This is a genomic window from Gemmata sp., assembly GCF_051859125.1.
In the GTDB taxonomy this organism is placed as follows: Bacteria; Planctomycetota; Planctomycetia; order Gemmatales; family Gemmataceae; genus Gemmata.
Genome location: NZ_JBHYGG010000075.1, coordinates 1 through 15,983, shown reverse-complemented (window position 1 = coordinate 15,983; position 15,983 = coordinate 1). Strand labels below are relative to the sequence as shown.

The window sequence follows — 15,983 nt, the reverse complement described above, 5'->3', positions numbered from 1 at the left end:
CCCGCGGCCGGCCCGACCCGCGGGGGGGCCGGGCACCCTTGGTGTGCCCGCCCCTCGCGCGTTGCGACCGGGTTCTACGCCTCGGGCGGCGCCGTTGCCGCGGCGGCCTCCACGGGCTTCCGCGACACCACGTAGAACAGCAGCATGTTGCGGCCGTAGCTGCGGACGTCCCACGCCTCGCGGTCGGGGAGCTGCTCGAGCGGGAACCCGTCCTCGGCCTGGATCGTCAGCACCGACTCGTCCGGCGCCTTCGCGAGCAGCGTGTTCATCAACTTCAGGAACTCCTCGGCCTTCTGGCTCAGGTCCGGGAACGGCGGGCTGAGGAACAGGTTCACCGCGTCCTTCCCCGCCGGGATCCACCGCTCGGCCCACCGGTACACGTCGGCCTTCAGCACCTGCGCCTTGTCGCCCACGCCGAACTGCGCCGCGTACTTCTGGATGTCGGCGACCTGCCGCGGGTCGAACTCGATGAACCGGGCCGCGGTCGCCCCGCGGCTCAGGGCCTCGAGGCCGACGACGCCGGTGCCGGCGAACACGTCGTAGAACACGCGGTCCGGGACGGCGTTCCCGAGGATGCTGAACAGCGCCTCGCGGACCATCTGCGGCGTCGGCCGCATCCCCTCGTGGACGACGACGGTGAGCTTCCGCCCGCGGAGCGTGCCGGCGACGATGCGAATTTGCGTTTTCTCAAGCATGACGGACCGACACCCCTGGCGGAAAAAGGTTCACTTGGCAGAGAAGAGGATGAGATTTATCCGCAGATTACACAGATGGACACGGATTAGGAATCTGAGGACAGAGGAGCGTACCCGCTGGTACTTTGCTGATCGCTCTCCTCTGTCTGAAAATCTGTGTCCATCTGTGTAATCTGCGGATAACTCTCTTCGTCCTCGCGCTACACCTCGTCGTCGGGTTCGTCCGCGGCGGGGTGGTGCCTACGTATCATCTTACGCACCGTGGCCCGCGCGAGGCCCAACCATCGTGCGGCGACCAGACGGTTTCCGTCCAGTTGCCGCAGCACCTCGTCCAGAAGTGCCGGCTCGACCGTGTCGAGGAGCTGCTGGTGGAGTTCCGCCGGCTCCCCGTCCTTCTGGCGGGTCCGCTCCCGCACCCACTCGGTGACCAGCGACCGCAGCCGCTCGCTCGCCCCGACCGGGCCGGACTCCGCCGCGGGCTCGGGGAAGTGCTCCGGCCGGAGCGGGCCGCCGCGGGCCTCGATCGCCGCGTGCTCCAGCGCGTTCCGCAGCTCGCGGACGTTCCCCGGCCACGGCCGCGACTTCAGGAACGCCCGCGTGTCGGCCGGCAGCACCTCGGCCGGGTTCGCGACGGCGAACTTCCGCAGGAAGTGCTCGGCGAGCGGGGGGACGTCGTCGACGCGGTCCCGGAGCGGGGGCAGGTGGATCGGGTACACGTTCAGGCGGTAGAACAGGTCGTGCCGGAACGTGCCCTCGCGCACCCCGGCCGACAAATCGGCGTGCGTGGCCGAGACGATCCGCACGTCCACGGTCTGCGGTTCGCCGCCGCCGACCGGGATCACCTCCTGCCGCTCCAGCACGCGGAGGAGCTTCGCCTGCACCGGGAGCGGGATGTCGGCGAGTTCGTCGAGGAACACGGTGCCGCCGTCGGCGAGCGCGAGGAGCCCGTCGCGGGGCCTGTCGGCGCCGGTGAACGCGCCCTTGGTGTGGCCGAACAGTTCGCTCTCGACGAGGTTCGGGTTCAGTGCCGCGACGTGGACCGGCAGGAACGGCTTGTTCCGCCGCGGGCTGTTCGCGTGGACGGCCCGCGCAACCAGTTCCTTCCCGGTGCCCGACTCGCCCGTGATGAGGACGCACGCGGTGGTCGGCGCGACGAGCGCGATCCGCTTGAACACCGCCTGGATGCCGGGGCTGCGGCCGACGATCGCGTCGGGCGACGGGTCGATGTCGTTCTCGGCGAGCGGCACACGTGAGTCCGCCGCCCCGGGCACGCTCCGCGTGAGGGCCCGCTTGGCGGCATCGATGGCCTGGGCGAGGTCGAACGGCTTGGCCAGGTAGTCGAACGCGCCCCCCTCGACGGCCTTCACGGCCGTGTTGAGGTTCCCGTGCGCGGTCATGACGACGACGGCGGCCGCCGGCGCGATGGCACGCAGCTCGGCGAGCGCCGTGAGGCCGTCCATGCCCGGGAGCCGCACGTCGAGGAACACGACGTCGGGGGCGTGCTTGCGGGCCTGCGCGAGCCCGTCCTCGGCGCTGGCCGCGACGCCGACGCGGTACTTCTCGCGCTCGAACGCCCGCCGCAAGCCCCAGGCGATCGGCTCCTCGTCGTCAACGATCAGGATGCTTGGCATGGGGGTTATTCTACCACGGCGCGCGTGACGCTGAGAACTCGATCGCGTGGGCGTCGGACATGCGGGCGTCCTCGCGAAGTGCGTCGATCTTACAACAAAGCTCTGGAGCGCGCCAGTTTCCTGCCAAGCAGGAGCGTCCGCGATCGGAGCGACGTTTCTCCGGTCGCGGGCGCTCCCGGCTCGCCGCGGCTTCCCCACCCGTACAATAGCCGCTCTTACTTCACGGAGCCTCCATGCCGTTCAAAGCCCTCGGTCTTCACCCGCTGCTCGTCAAGGCGACGCGCGACCTCGAGTTCACCGAGCCCACCCCGATCCAGGCCGGCGCGATCCCGCACATCCTCGCCGGCCGCGACCTCATCGCCACCGCGCAGACCGGGACCGGCAAGACCGCCGCGTTCCTCCTGCCGATCCTGCACAAGCTCATCGACCAGCCCCGCGGCCACTCGCGGGTCATCATCGTGTCGCCCACCCGCGAACTCGCCGAGCAGATCGAGGACGGGTGCCGCCGCCTGGGCAAGCACACCAACCTGCGGTCCACGCTGGTCGTCGGCGGCAAGCCGATCGCCCCGCAGGAGCGCGCCCTCCGCACCGGGCCGGACCTCGTGGTCGCCACCCCGGGCCGGCTCCTCGACCACATGAACCACGGGATGAAGTTCGAGAAGGTGGCGACCCTCGTGCTCGACGAGGCCGACACAATGCTCGACATGGGGTTCCTCCCGGACGTCAAGCGGATCATCGGCAAGCTCGCGAACCTGAACCAGACGCTCATGTTCTCCGCGACCATGCCGCCGGTGATCGGCAAGCTCGCCGCGGACATCCTCGACAACCCCGCGACCGTTCAGATCGGCCGCCGCACCGCGACCGCCGTGGGCATCACCCAGGCCGCGTACCCGGTGCCCACGCACCTGAAGACGGCACTGCTGCGGCACCTGCTGCGGAACACCGAGATGCCGTCGGTGCTGGTGTTCGTGCGGACCAAGCACAACGCGAAGCGGCTCGCGAAGACGCTCGCGACCGACGGGTTCACCGTCGCCGAACTGCACAGCAACCGCACGCCGGCCCAGCGGACCCGGGCAATGGACGGGTTCCGCCGCGGGGGGTTCCAGGTCATGGTGGCGACGAACGTGGCGTCCCGTGGGATCGACGTGGACCACATCACGCACGTCATCAGCGTGGACGTGCCCGACGTGCCCGAGGAGTACGTCCACCGGATCGGCCGCACCGGGCGGGCCGGGGCCGAGGGCGACGCGTTCGTGCTGGTGGCCCGCGAGGACGAGCAGGCGCTGAGCCGCATCGAGCGGCAGATCGGCCAGCGGCTCCCGCGGGTGACGCTCCCGGAGTTCGATTACACCTCCCCCGCCCCGAAGGCGGCCCCGGACGCCGGGGGCGGCCCGCGGGGGCGGTCGCAGGGCGGCGGAGGGCGGTCACAGGGCGGCGGCCGCTCGGGTGGTTCGTCGGGATCGGGGCGATCGTCGGGCGGTGGGGGCGGCAGTGGCCAGGGCCGGCCCGGTCGCCGCGGGCCGTGATTGTGGTTCTCTCCTCTCGCCGCACCGCAGAGCGGTGCGGCGAGGAGAGAGGTGGCCCTGGTTGGGGCGGGGCCCTCTTGTTGCACTCTCACGCGCTGAACACCACGCGCTCGCCGTACTTCCGCCGCAACTCGGTCCGCGTCTCGTGGCCCAACTGATCGCCGTCGAGCACGAGGGCCGCGAGGTCGCGGGGCACCTGGGCGTCGAGCAGGCCTTGCATCCCGAACGCCGAGATCACGTTGCCGCGGAGGTCGAGTTCGACGAGGTTCGGCCAGAACTTCGCACGCGGGAGCCGCCGCGTTCCCTTGTCGCCGAGCCGGCACCCGTGCAGGTCGAGCGACCGCAGCCCGGCCAGAGCCCGCGACGCCGCCAGCACCCGGGCCGCCCGCGGGGCCAGTGGGTTGCGGCTCAGGTCGAGCCGCCGCAAGCCCGCCACGTTGGGGGACGCCGTCAGCGCCTCCAGCCCGTCGGCCTGGCCCCCCGCACTCGACAACTTCAGCACCCGGAGGGACGGCGGGAGCGAGCCCGCCAGCGCCCGGACGCCGTCGTTTCCGAACGGCTCGTCCGACACGTTCAACTCGACCAGACTGCCGAGGGTCGGTCCGTCGCACAGTCGGCGGACGTGCTCGCTCGTCAGCGACATGTTCGAGAACGACAGGCGCTCCAGCCCGCGACCGGTGTGGAGCGCGTCGATCAGGTCGAACAGCGACTCGTAGCCGGTGTGGAAGTGCAGCCCGCGGACCGCCCGGCCCAGCGGCGACTGGTACAGGTCCTCCACGACGACCGGCATCCCGGCCCCGCTGGCCCGGCCGAAGTAGATGTCGGTGACGCCCAGCGCCGCGGGGGTGTTGCGGAGCACGATCAGCGGCTCGATCGGGTTCGAGACGAAGTGCAACTCGCGGAGGAACGGGACGGCGGCCGACACCGCGAACCGTCGCCAGTCGTCGAGTGTCGCGGTGTAGAGGTGCACCGCGCCGAGAGGCACGCGGCCCAGGACCGCCGGCTCGATCTGGTCCCAGACGGCCGGCGTCTTGAGGTTCAGCCGCCACCCCAGCCCGCGGCGGAACGGCTCGTCCGGCCACGAGGCGTGGTACTCGTTCAGCGGCGGGAGCGTGCCGACGAACGGCCGGCCGGTCGCGAGGTCCGGCGTGCGCCACCGGCACGCGACCGCGACCGGCTCCCAGGGCGGCGTCCGGGCGAGTTCGACCTGCGCGCGGACGAACCCGGCGTGTGCGTGGCGGTCGTGCTCGTCGAGCCAGTCGGCGAGCGCGAGGCGGGGCGTGTCCTCGTCGGGGGAAGCGCAGATCGCGGCGAGAAGGGCGTCGTGGTCCGTCATACGCGAGGGGTGCCTACTCCTGGCGGCCGGCGTTGAGCACGCGGACGATCTCGTCGGCCCGGAACCCGGCCTCGATCATTGACTGCTTGAGCCCGGCGACCCGCTCGGCCGCCCACACCCGCCGCAGGTGCTCGGCGAGCGTGCCGACGATGAGCCACAGCGCCGTCCCGCCGAACAGGAACGTGACGAGCAGGACGGCAACCAGGTCCTTGGCGACGGCTTCCTCGATCGACATGGCCGGACCTCGCGAGTGCGGACCGACGGGCCACTCCTCACGATACCGCACCGGGGCGTTTATTCCGAACTATTTCCCCGGTACCGCGGCCGCGGTACAATAGCCGGTATCAATTGCAATCATCTGTCGCATCGGAACCAACGATGGAACTCCACCAGCTCCGGTACTTCGTCGCGGTCGCCGAGACGGGCAGCTTCACCCGGGCCGCGGAGCGCGAGGGGGTCACCCAGCCGACGCTCAGCGAGCAGATCCTGCGGCTCGAAAGCAAGGACAAGGGGATCGGCCGGCAGCTCTTCGACCGCCTCGGCCGCAAGGTGGTGCTCACCGACGCCGGGCACGTGCTCCTCGGCCACGCGCAGGGCATCCTCGCCGCGATGGGCGAGGCCGAGCGGGCCGTCCGCGACTCGACCGAGGGCGGCCGGCTCCGGGTCGGGGCCATCCCGACGGTCGCGCCGTTCCTGCTCCCGCGGGCCGTCACCAAGTTCCACAAGGCGCACCCCGCGGTCCAACTCCAACTGAAAGAAGACCTCACCGAGCGGCTGCTGGCCGACCTGCTCTCGGGCGACCTCGACGTCGGCCTCATGGCGCTGCCGATCCGCGACGACCGCCTGCACGTCGAGAAGCTGTTCACCGAGCCGCTCGTCGTGGCGCTGCCCCCCAAGCACCGCCTCGCGGCCAAGACCGAGGTGAAGCTCGGCGACGTGGTGGACGAGCCGTTCATCCTGCTCGACGACGTCCACTGCTTCGGCGACCAGGTGCTGAGCTTCTGCCACCGGGGCGGGTTGGAGCCGCGGGTGGTGTGCCGCGGGGAGCAGATCGTGACGCTGCTCGCGATGGTCGCGGCGGGACAGGGGGTGTCGGTCGTGCCCGAGATGGCCGCCGTCGCCGACACCGCGAAGAGCTGCGTGTACCGCCCGCTCGGGAAGCCGGCCCCGACGCGGACCCTGTGCGCCGTGTGGCACAAGCAGCGGTACCGCCCCGCGTCGCTGCGGGCGTTCGTGGACGTGGTGCAGAACCCGTAGGGGTTCGGACCTCACATCGCCGGCAGCGCGAAGCGGCGCAGGAACTTCACCCCGCTGGCCACGTCGGCGAGCTTGTTCTCGCCCTGCTCGCGCTCGACCACCATCGCCCCCTCGAACTCCAGCACTTGCAACGTGGCGGTGAACGCCATCCAGTCGATGTCGCCGGCCCCGAGCGGCACCTCCTGCAACCCGCGGCTCAGGCCGGCGCTGCGGGCGTCGCGGGCGTGCAGGTGCGCCAGGTACGGCTTGAGCGGGTGCAGGCTGGCGAGCGGGTCGTGGCCGTGGAGCAGCATGTTCGCCGGGTCGTAGGTGACCTTCAGCGCCGCCGTGTCGAACCGCTCCAGGTACTCCGCCACCTTCTCGGCCGGGTCGAACCCGATCTCCAGCGCGAGCGCCACCCCGATGCGGTCGGCGGACCCGGCCAGTACCTGGAGCGACTCCTTAAGCGTCGCGGCCCGGGGCGAGGCGTCGTCGCCGGCCGGCAGCTTCGGGCACGGCACCACCACCCGCGTGCTGCCCAGATCCACCGCGAGTTGCATCACCTTGCGGACGTGGTCGAGCCGCTGCTGCATGCTCTCGGCGACGTCGAGCCCGCGGCGGAGCGGGACGTTCAGCGCCGCGAGGGTCTGGCTGAACGACGTGAGCAGGTTGCGGACCCCGCGGCGGCCGGTCTCGCCGAGCGCATCGGGCGACAGGTCGCCGACGGCGTCGACCTGGACGCACTCCGACGCCATCCGCGCGGCCCGCGTGACGGCCTCGCGGAACGGCAGTTCGGTGGACTCGACGACGATACCGATCTTGAGTGGCTGCATAGGAGGATTCACCGCGGGGGACGCAGAGGACGCGGAGGAGAGAATTGGGGTCAACTCTCTGCGATCTCCGCGTTCTCTGCGGTGAACTCTCTGAATTCTACGCCCGCCGGGCGCAAGAAGTGAGTGAACGGCTTGACCAACTCGCGGAACGCGGCCGTCGGGACGTGGACCGTGCCCCACCGCGGGCTCCGCTGCTTCATCGCGGCTCGGTACGCGCCGGCGCACACGCCGCGCATGAGGTACACCTGATCGCGGAAGCGGAACACGTCGGGAGTGACCTCCGGCAACTCGACGCACGGCAGGACGTGGTACGTGAACGCGAGCACGCCGCGGAACCCCGGGCCGAACCGCACCGCCCAGCGCTCCAGTGCGGTCACGTCCTCGCGCTCGACCCAGTTCTGCCACACCATCCGCGGGTGCTCGGCGGTGCCGCCCGGGAACCGCCGGCCCTTCACGTCGACCACGAGCCGCGCGTCGTGCGGTCCGACGACGAGGAAGTCCGGCGACTTGATCGACTCGTCGTCGAGGTAGCTGCGCCGCGCCTCGTCCACCGCAACGACGGCGACGCCCCGCGACCGCAGGTACGCCTCGAACGCCGCCTCGTAGTGGTTGTCGCGGTTCATGACCGGTCGGCACTTTCAAAATCACCTGGTGATGTGCTGAACTGGTTGGGCACCCACGAATCGTCCCGATCGTCGCACGGGTGGATTCGGAAGGTGCGCACACGGACTGCGAACTTGACAGGATGGAGCGGTGTTGCGGGCAGGGGATAGACGCCACCGGGCGCGCTCCCGGGTGGGATATCGAGAGAACTCGAATGCCCCATCGGGGAGACAACAGCGAGTGCCCCTCCCGATGCGAGGAATGCGGGCGTGACCCAGACATCGAATATGAACGGCGGGAATCGCCGCACTTTCTCATCGGGAACCTTTAACCGACTTATCGCTTGGTTGAACCCTCGGAAACTTTCTTCCGTGCGTCGCCTTTGAATCTCCTGGAACCGATCCGGTCGCATGGACCGCTGTGCTCGAAGTGCCTGGCGGCTTGATTCCGGCATGTCGTTCGGGTCGTACCGAGCAACGAGGTGGGCGTGGAGCAGTAAGATTCCAATTCCGAGAAGCGTGGCTCCCCCGCCGAGTGCCACGAGACTCGGTAATACGCTCCGTTCGTGATCGCCTTTCGGCAATGTGACGAACGGGACCATGAAGCACCCGAGGATTAACACGAAAACGAAGCAAGTCCAGGCCAGCGCCTGAACTTGACGGTACTTTCTCCGAGCTGCCGTTTCGCGCATGTATGGTTGAAACCTCAGGCACTCAGGGCAGGGAACGGGGGCACAACCGCCCGGCTTTTCTAGCTTTCTACGAAGCGCCTCCTGCGCTTCGGTCATAGCCGTGTTCTTTGCGGTCCGTTTCCCAAAAACGAGCCCGCTCTCCGCGTACCCATACCCAGCTTGGGTGAACTCATAGATGTATGCCGTTTGGCAGTAGATGCACCGGACAAGTGTGGGCGTCGTCACCCGGACAGTGGCGGTGTGCTCGAGGTACAGGGACATTGGCGATGTCCTTTAGCTGGTGGATTACTTGATAACAGCCTTCACCTTCGCCACCACCTCCGCCTCGGGCACGGTCGCTTCCTCGCGTTTCGCCAAATCCTTGACCTTCCACACGCTCTGCTCGAACTCGGCGGGGCCCGCGGTGACGGCGAGCTTGAACCCTCGCTTTTCGGCGTAGGCGAACTGCTGGCCCACCTTCTTCCCGGCTTCGGGGTATACCTCCACGCTCACGCCGGCGGCGCGGAGGACGCTCGCGATGCGCTGGTAGTCGCCGAGGCGGGTGGCGTCGAAGTTCACGACCAGCACCTGGGCCGGCGTCGTCTGGCCGGTGAGCCACGGGTGCTTCAGTTCTTCCATCGCCGCGATGAGGCGGTCCACGCCGAGCGACGCGCCGACGCCCGGCAGCACCTGCTTCGTGTACTTGCTCGCGAGGTTGTCGTACCGCCCGCCGCTGCACACCGAGCCGATGCCGGGCAGGTCCGTGAGGAACGTCTCGTAGATGGTGCCCGTGTAGTAGTCGAGGCCGCGGCAGATGCTCAGGTCGATCTTGATGCGGCCCTCGGGAACGCCCACGGTCTCCGCGACAACGAGCAACTCGCGCAGCCGCCGAATCCCCTCGGCGGCCTTGTCGTTCGGCGACGCCGCGAAGAACGCCTCGACCTTGTCGAGCACCTCGGAGTTCGGCCCGGTCGTCTCGGCGAGGTCGAGCACGGTGCCGGCCTGCTCCGCGGTCACGGCCGCTTCCTTCACCATCTCCTCGGCGACCTTCTCGCGGCCGATCTTCGGGAGCTTGTCGAGCGACCGCAGCAGCGGCACCGCCCTCTCCGCGAGCCCCTTCAGTTCGAGCAGTCCGTTCAGCAGCAGCCGGTTGTTGATGCGGATCTCGAACTTGTCGAAATTGAGGGCGGTGAACAGGTCGTTGACGACGAGCGCGGTCTCGATGTCGGAGGCGTTGGACGTGGTGCCGATGGTGTCGAAGTCGCACTGCCAGAACTCGCGGTACCGGCCCTGCCCCGGCCGCTCGCCGCGCCACACCGGCCCCATCGCGTACCGCTTGAACGGCGTGCCGAGTTGGTTGATGTGCTGCGCCGCGAACCGCGCGAACGGCACCGTCAGGTCGAACCGCAGCCCCATCTCCTCCTTCTTCGCCTCGACCATCCGCACCAGATAGATGCGCTTGTCGGACTCGTCGCCGCCCTTGCCGAGCAGCACGTCGAGCGACTCGCACGCCGGGGTGTCGATCGGCGTGAACCCGTAGGACCGGTAAACGCGGCGGGCGGTGTCGAGCACCTTCTCCCGGGCGAGCATGACGTCGGGCAGGTAGTCGCGGAACCCGGACAGCGTTCGGGGGGTGATGAGGTCGGCCATCGGTCGGTATCTTCCTCTGTACCCTGAAGGGGTAGTATTCCCCAGCCCAGGGTCGCGCTTCGCGCACCCTGGGAAACCTGTGCGGAAAGGGCCGCGTCGGCGTTGCCCGCTGTGCGCCGCGGACGTGGTCCCCAGGGTGCGCCGAACCCGGCGACCCTGGGCTGGGGAATACTACCCCTTCGGGGTAAAAGCCAAAACCAAGGTTCTATGACATGTTCCGCTTGCGGGCGCTGACGCGCTCGAGGAACCGCTTCTCGTCGTCGGTCAGCGACGCCTTGCCGGTCGCGGCGATCTTCGCGAGGAGCTGGTCCATGCGCTGCTCCTCCTGGACGCGCTCCTCGATCTCGCGCTGGAGCTTCTTCGAGCGGCGGGCCTGCCGCCACCGGGTGAACCACCCGACCTTCTTCGGCCGCGGGGGCGGCTCGTCGTCCTTTTCGAGGCTCGTGTAACCCGCCGAGAAGTCGTACCCGAACGGGCCGTCGTCCGCCTCCAGTCGGTGCAGGGCCATCGACGCCTCGTAGAGCATGAACAGCGCCAGCCCCATGAACAGCGCCTCGTTCACCGCGATCGACACGATCAGGAAGATGACCGCGACGACGTACCCGGTGTTCGCGGCCACGGTCACGCCGCGGCGGTAGTCGGTCCGCGCCCACACGGCGCACTGGAACATGCGGCCGCCGTCGAGCGGGTACGCCGGCACCAGGTTGAACAGGAGCAGGACCCAGCTCAGCCAGAACGTGCGGTTCAGCCACACGGCCCAGGCCGGGGCCAGCGCCCGCTCCCCGCCGTAGGAGATCGCCTCCTGCTCGGCGTTCTTGGGCTCAAACACGCGGTTCTCTCGCGTGCCCTCGCCCCGCATCCGCTTGTCAATGTCCTCCTGCTTCGCGATCGGCCGGTTCGTGCCGGGTTCGTAGAGCTTCAGCCCGTACTCGGACGTGTAGGTCCGCTCGCGCGTGAAGCTGTACATCTCGGAGACATAGGGGTTGGACAGCGGGTTCAGGTTCGGGAGGAACCCGCCGAGCGCCAGGCCGAACACGCAGACCCCGCAGATGACGACGTTCATCAGCGGGCCGGCAACGGTGGCGATGAAGTTCGCCCGCGGGGTGTGCGGGACTTCAACGGACGCGAGCCCGCCGAGCGGCCAGATGAGGATTTCCTTGGCGTCGCCGTCCACGTGCCGCGCGCCGAAGCAGTGGCCGAACTCGTGCAGCAGGATGACGAGGAACGGGACGAGCGCCGTGAACAGGAGGACGTCGGGCCACCAGAGCGGGTTGTCCTTGCCGCCGATTTGCCGCAGGAACAGGCCGAGCGACACGACGATGAACAGTAGGTGGACGCGGACGGGAATCCCGAACGCCCGGAAGACCGTCAACGCCCAACTCATCGGATCGCGCATCGGAGGCTCGTACCAGCGGGCCGGCGGGTTGTCGGCCGATGCGGTTCATCCTACTCCCGCGGCGAGATTGTCGCAATTCCGCGGTTCGGTACGGACGCAAGACCGGTGCGGGCAGCAACCGGGCACGCGGACGGAAGACCGGGACGACACGGGGGCGCGTCGGCCCCGGTCCCCGTCCGCGTGCGTGCCCGTGCCCGATTCGGTCTTCCGCTCGGACGCCGAAGGCGTCTCGACCCGCCTCCCAACCTTGCGACCGCGTCCCGTTCCGGTCACAATTCCATCCATCGGACCGCCACCCGACCCTCGCGAGACCCGCCCGTGCCCAAAACCGCCCCCAAAGCCGCGTCGCCCGCATCCCGCGCCGCCGAACTCCGCAAGGAGCTGAACCACCACAACCACCTGTACTACGTCGAGGCCGCGCCGGTCGTCTCCGACCGCGACTTCGACCGGCTCCTCCAGGAACTCACCGACCTGGAGAAGGCGCACCCGGAACTCGCGAGCCCCGACAGCCCGACGCAGCGGGTCGGCGGCGCGCCGATCCCGGGCTTCGTGGAAGTGGCGCACAAGGTGCCGATGCTCTCGATCGAGAACAGCTACGACGCCGACGACCTGCGGAAGTTCGACGCCGACGTGAAGAAGGCGCTCGGCCCGAAGGCCGCGGCCGAGTACATGGTCGAACTGAAGATCGACGGCGTCTCCATGTCGGTCACCTACGAGAACGGCCTGCTCGCCCGGGCCGTCACCCGCGGCAGCGGCGAGGTCGGGGCCGACGTGACGCACAACGTCAGGACGATCGCCTCGGTCCCGCTGCGGCTCGCCGGCGACGCCCCGCCCGCGGTGTTCGAGGTCCGCGGCGAGGTGTACATGACCCGCGGCGAACTCGCCCGCATCAACCAGAAGCGCGTCGCCGACGGCGAGAAGCCGTACGAGAACACCCGCAACACCACGGCCGGCACGCTCAAGCTCCTCGACCCGAAGGAGTGCGCGAAGCGGCGGCTCAGCTTCTTCGCCTACGGCACCGGCGTGGTCGACGGGGTCGCGATCAGGTCGCAGGTCGAGCTGTTCGACGCGCTGCGGCGGTTCGGGTTCCCGGTGAACCCGCACACCAAGCTGTGCCGGACCATCGACGAGGTGATCGCGTACTGCGACGAGTGGGACGAGCGCCGCGGCGACATCGCGTACGACACCGACGGGATGGTGGTGAAGGTGAGCGACTTCGGGCAGCGCGAGCGGATCGGGTTCACCGCGAAGGTGCCGAAGTGGGCCAAGGCGTACAAGTACGAGGCCGAGCAGGGCATCTGCAAGCTCACCGGGGTCGAGTTCTCGATCGGCAAGTTCGGCGAGCTGACGCCGGTGGCGCTGTTCGACCCGCCGGTGCGGCTGGCGAACACGAACGTCGGCCGGGCGAGCATGCACAACGCCTCGTGGGTCGAGAAGATGGGGGTGCGGTGCGGCGACACGGTCGTCGTCGAGAAGAAGGGCGAGATCATCCCGCAGGTCGTGGGCGTGGTCACCGAGTCGCGCACCGGCACCGAGAAGCCGATCACCTGGCCGGAGGCGTGCCCGAAGTGCGGCGGGCCGGTGGTGAAGGAGGACAGCGGCACCAGCTACAACTTCGTGTGCTCGAACACCGGCGTGTGCCCCGGGCAGCTCGCGAAGCGGATCGAGGGGTTCGCCCGCCGCACCCGCATGGACATCGAGGGGCTCGGCCGCGAGGTCGCCGTCCAGCTCGTGGACTCGGGACTGGTGAAGTCGATCCCGGACCTGTACCGGCTGACCAAGCCGCAGCTCCTCGCGCTGGAGAAGTTCGCCGACACCAAGGCACAGAAGCTCCTCGACGGCATCGCCGCGAGCAAGGACCGCGGGCTCGCCCGGCTCCTCCCGGCGCTGAGCATCCTGTACCTGGGCGAGGCGCTCGCCGAGGTGCTGGTCGAGGAGTTTCCGAGCGCCGACGCGATCATCGCCGCCAAGCCCGAGGAGCTGGCGAGGGTGAAGGGGTTCGGCCCGGAGCGTGCGAAGTACATCCGCGAGTACTTCGACAGCGAGGTGGGCAAGAAGGTGATCGCCGGGCTGCGGGAACTCGGCGTGAAGTTGACCCACGACAAGAAGGCCGCGCCGGTCGGCGGACTCCCGCTCGCGGGCAAGACGGTCGTCGTCACCGGCACGCTGGTGAACTACGACCGCGTGACCATCGAGCAGGCGATCAAGGACGCCGGCGGCAAGGCGAGCGGCAGCGTGAGCAAGAAGACCGACTTCGTGCTGGCCGGGGAGAAGGCCGGCAGCAAGCTCGAGAAGGCGAAGGAACTCGGCGTGAAGGTCATCACCGAGGACGAGTTCCGCACGCTGATCGGCGCGGCGTGAGGGGCCGAGGGGGGAGTTGCCCACAGGTTTCGCAGGTAGACGCAGATGGGAAGTCAAAGGACAGAGGACCGGGCACGGGGAGGACGAGAGGCGCGGGGTTGCTCACCCGTTCCCACCGTGCCCGATCCGCGCCGCGTTCCGCCGCCCGGCTCCCGCACCCCTCCCAAGTTGCGGTTGCACGGTTTCGGGACAACGCCTAGAATCGCCGCCCGCGGACGGATCCGCACACCCGGTCGGCCCGGTGACAGAGAAGGAATCCGGCATGGCTCTGGCTGTCCCGCCCGGCGGCACCACACCGCCCACCGAACTCCGGCCGGAAGCCGCGACCCCGCACGCGCAGACCATTTCCCGCTCCGACGCGCCGCGGCGGCGGCTCGCCCCGCCGGTCCCTGCCGTCAGCGTCGTGATCGTCAACTTCTGCCAGTGGCGGAACACCGCCCGGCTCGTCACCCAGCTCCGCCGCTCGGTCGCCGTTCGCTCGGGGACCGCGGAAGTGGTCGTCGTCGATAACCACTCGCCGTCGCACCCGGTCGCCCGCAAGCTCGAAAAGATGCGGGGGGTGAAGGTCCGGCGGTTCAGCCGCAACGTCGGGTTCGCACGGGCCGTGAACCGCGGCGTGACCGACTCCGGCCCCGCGGCCCGCGGCACGAACCGCCGCCCGGACCCGGTCGGCCCAGGGGCCGGCGAGTGGGTCCTGCTGCTGAACCCCGACGTGACCGTGGACGACGGGTTCCTCGACGACCTCACGGCGACCATCGGAAAGCTCACCGCGACCGACCCGGGCGTCGGCGTCGTCGGGTTCCGGCTGCGGAACCGCGACGGCACCGATCAGGCGTCGAGCGGGCCGTTCCCGACCCTGGGCCGCACCCTCGCGGGGCTGTTCCTGCCCCGGTCCCGCCGGAAGTGTACGCACCGCCCCGAGCCGGTCCGCCAGGCGGTGGACTGGGTCACCGGCGGCTGCCTGCTCGTGCGCCGCGACTGCTTCGCGCAGCTCGGCGGGCTCGACGAGTCGTACTTCCTGTACTACGAGGACGTGGACTTCTGCCGCCGGGCGACCGCGGCCGGGTGGCGGGTGTGGTTCGACCCGGCGCTGGAGGCGACGCACCACTGGCCGCTGCACGCCCGCCGCGTCCCGGCCCCGCTCCGGCTCATGACCCGGCACGCGCTCCTGACCTACGCGCAGAAGCACTGGGGCGGGTGGCGCGCACGAGTCATGTCGAGCGTCGTGTGGTCCGAGGCCGTGCTCCGCCAGTCGTGGGCGTCGGCCCGCGGCGACTGGGACGCGAGCCGGTGCTACGGCCAGCTCCGCAAGCTCGTCGGCGACGTGACCGCGGGCCGCGACCGCGAGGCCCGCCGCCGCATCCGGTACGCCGCCGCGTTCCTCAACCCCATCGCCGCCGAGCAGGACGGCCGCACTTCTTGAACGCGGAACGCGGAGTTCGGAATGCGGAACGAAGACACGAACTCTGCCGCGCCCGACTCCCCACTCCCCACTCCCCACTCCCCACTCTCGGTGGTCGTCCCCTCGCACAAGCGGGCCGATCTGCTCGCGCTCTGCCTCGCCAGCGTCGCCCGCTTCGCGCCCCCCGGCACCGAGGTCATCGTCGTCGACGACGGCTCGCGCGGCGCGATCGTGTCGCGCGCCGCGGCCGCGTTCGCCGGCGTGAAGGTTGTGCGGCGCGCGAGGGCCGGCGGGTTCTGCGTGGCGGCCAACGCCGGCGTCGCGGTCGCGACCGCACCGGTCGTTGAGTTGCTCAACGACGACGCCGAGGTGACCGCGGGCTGGGCCGACGCGGCGCTGCGGTGGTTCGCCGACCCGCGGGTGGTCGCGGTCGCGCCGCTGGTGCTCCAGAACGACCCGGCCCGCCGCGCCCGCGGCCTGCCCCCGCTCATCGACACCGCCGGCGACGAGTACGACATGGGCGGGTTCGCCCGGAAGCGGGGGAGGGGTGGGGGGGGCGGGGTGGGGGGGGGGGGGCCCCCCGGCGGCGGGGGCGCCCGCCCCGCGCACCCCCCAACCCCCCACCCGCCCCCCCCGGGGGGGTG

Annotated in this window: 13 protein-coding genes; 5 read left to right on the top strand and 8 right to left on the bottom strand. The window is 69.9% G+C overall.

Features of this window, described 5'->3' with window-relative positions:
* Nucleotides 1–74: 74 nt before the first annotated feature.
* Both ACTIGN_RS08830 and ACTIGN_RS08825 read right to left on the bottom strand, forming a co-directional pair.
* Nucleotides 75–695: an RsmD family RNA methyltransferase gene (locus tag ACTIGN_RS08830; protein ID WP_439622900.1), complete on the bottom strand. Its 621-nt coding sequence runs from the start codon at nt 693–695 to the stop codon at nt 75–77.
* A 200-nt stretch (nt 696–895) separates the two neighbouring features.
* On the bottom strand, nt 896–2,326 hold the full coding sequence (locus ACTIGN_RS08825) for a sigma-54-dependent transcriptional regulator (protein ID WP_439622898.1): 1,431 nt from the start codon (nt 2,324–2,326) through the stop codon (nt 896–898).
* A gap of 233 nt (nt 2,327–2,559) precedes the next feature.
* On the opposite strand from ACTIGN_RS08825, the gene ACTIGN_RS08820 reads away from it, so the two are divergent.
* Complete coding sequence (locus tag ACTIGN_RS08820; protein WP_439622896.1) at nt 2,560–3,852, top strand: DEAD/DEAH box helicase; 1,293 nt, start codon at nt 2,560–2,562, stop codon at nt 3,850–3,852.
* An 88-nt stretch (nt 3,853–3,940) separates the two neighbouring features.
* Here ACTIGN_RS08820 and ACTIGN_RS08815 read toward each other — a convergent pair whose 3' ends face one another.
* Both ACTIGN_RS08815 and ACTIGN_RS08810 read right to left on the bottom strand, forming a co-directional pair.
* Complete coding sequence (locus tag ACTIGN_RS08815) at nt 3,941–5,188, bottom strand: TIGR02996 domain-containing protein (RefSeq protein ID WP_439622894.1); 1,248 nt, start codon at nt 5,186–5,188, stop codon at nt 3,941–3,943.
* A 13-nt stretch (nt 5,189–5,201) separates the two neighbouring features.
* Nucleotides 5,202–5,423 (bottom strand): hypothetical protein, encoded by a 222-nt coding sequence (locus ACTIGN_RS08810; protein WP_439622892.1) that lies wholly within the window; start codon nt 5,421–5,423, stop codon nt 5,202–5,204.
* A 143-nt stretch (nt 5,424–5,566) separates the two neighbouring features.
* Here ACTIGN_RS08810 and ACTIGN_RS08805 point away from each other — a divergent pair, with 143 nt between their 5' ends.
* On the top strand, nt 5,567–6,445 hold the full coding sequence (locus tag ACTIGN_RS08805) for a LysR family transcriptional regulator (RefSeq protein WP_439622890.1): 879 nt from the start codon (nt 5,567–5,569) through the stop codon (nt 6,443–6,445).
* Between the two features lie 11 nt (nt 6,446–6,456).
* Here ACTIGN_RS08805 and ACTIGN_RS08800 read toward each other — a convergent pair whose 3' ends face one another.
* The 4 genes from ACTIGN_RS08800 to ACTIGN_RS08785 all read right to left on the bottom strand — a co-directional run bounded on the left by ACTIGN_RS08800 (nt 6,457) and on the right by ACTIGN_RS08785 (nt 11,576).
* Entirely contained in the window at nt 6,457–7,257 is an 801-nt protein-coding gene (locus ACTIGN_RS08800) for a sugar phosphate isomerase/epimerase family protein (protein WP_439622888.1), read from the bottom strand.
* Nucleotides 7,258–7,307: 50 nt separating this feature from the next.
* Nucleotides 7,308–7,880 carry an HYExAFE family protein gene (locus ACTIGN_RS08795; RefSeq protein WP_439622886.1) on the bottom strand — a complete coding sequence of 191 codons (573 nt, stop codon included), beginning with the start codon at nt 7,878–7,880 and terminating at the stop codon, nt 7,308–7,310.
* Between the two features lie 956 nt (nt 7,881–8,836).
* The gene (gene hisS, locus ACTIGN_RS08790; protein WP_439622884.1) at nt 8,837–10,180 is read right to left on the bottom strand and encodes a histidine--tRNA ligase; all 1,344 of its coding nucleotides are present in this window, start codon (nt 10,178–10,180) and stop codon (nt 8,837–8,839) included.
* Nucleotides 10,181–10,385: 205 nt separating this feature from the next.
* Entirely contained in the window at nt 10,386–11,576 is a 1,191-nt protein-coding gene (locus tag ACTIGN_RS08785; RefSeq protein WP_439622882.1) for a site-2 protease family protein, read from the bottom strand.
* 318 nt (nt 11,577–11,894) lie between these two features.
* Here ACTIGN_RS08785 and ligA point away from each other — a divergent pair, with 318 nt between their 5' ends.
* From ligA to ACTIGN_RS08770, 3 genes are all read left to right on the top strand, one after another.
* A complete protein-coding gene (gene ligA / locus ACTIGN_RS08780) occupies nt 11,895–13,937 on the top strand; it encodes an NAD-dependent DNA ligase LigA (RefSeq protein ID WP_439622880.1) in 2,043 nt (680 codons plus the stop codon).
* Nucleotides 13,938–14,199: 262 nt separating this feature from the next.
* On the top strand, nt 14,200–15,360 hold the full coding sequence (locus ACTIGN_RS08775) for a glycosyltransferase family 2 protein (RefSeq protein WP_439622878.1): 1,161 nt from the start codon (nt 14,200–14,202) through the stop codon (nt 15,358–15,360).
* 21 nt (nt 15,361–15,381) lie between these two features.
* Nucleotides 15,382–15,983 (top strand): glycosyltransferase family 2 protein (locus ACTIGN_RS08770; protein WP_439622876.1); only part of this gene is annotated, 602 nt, incomplete at its 3' end.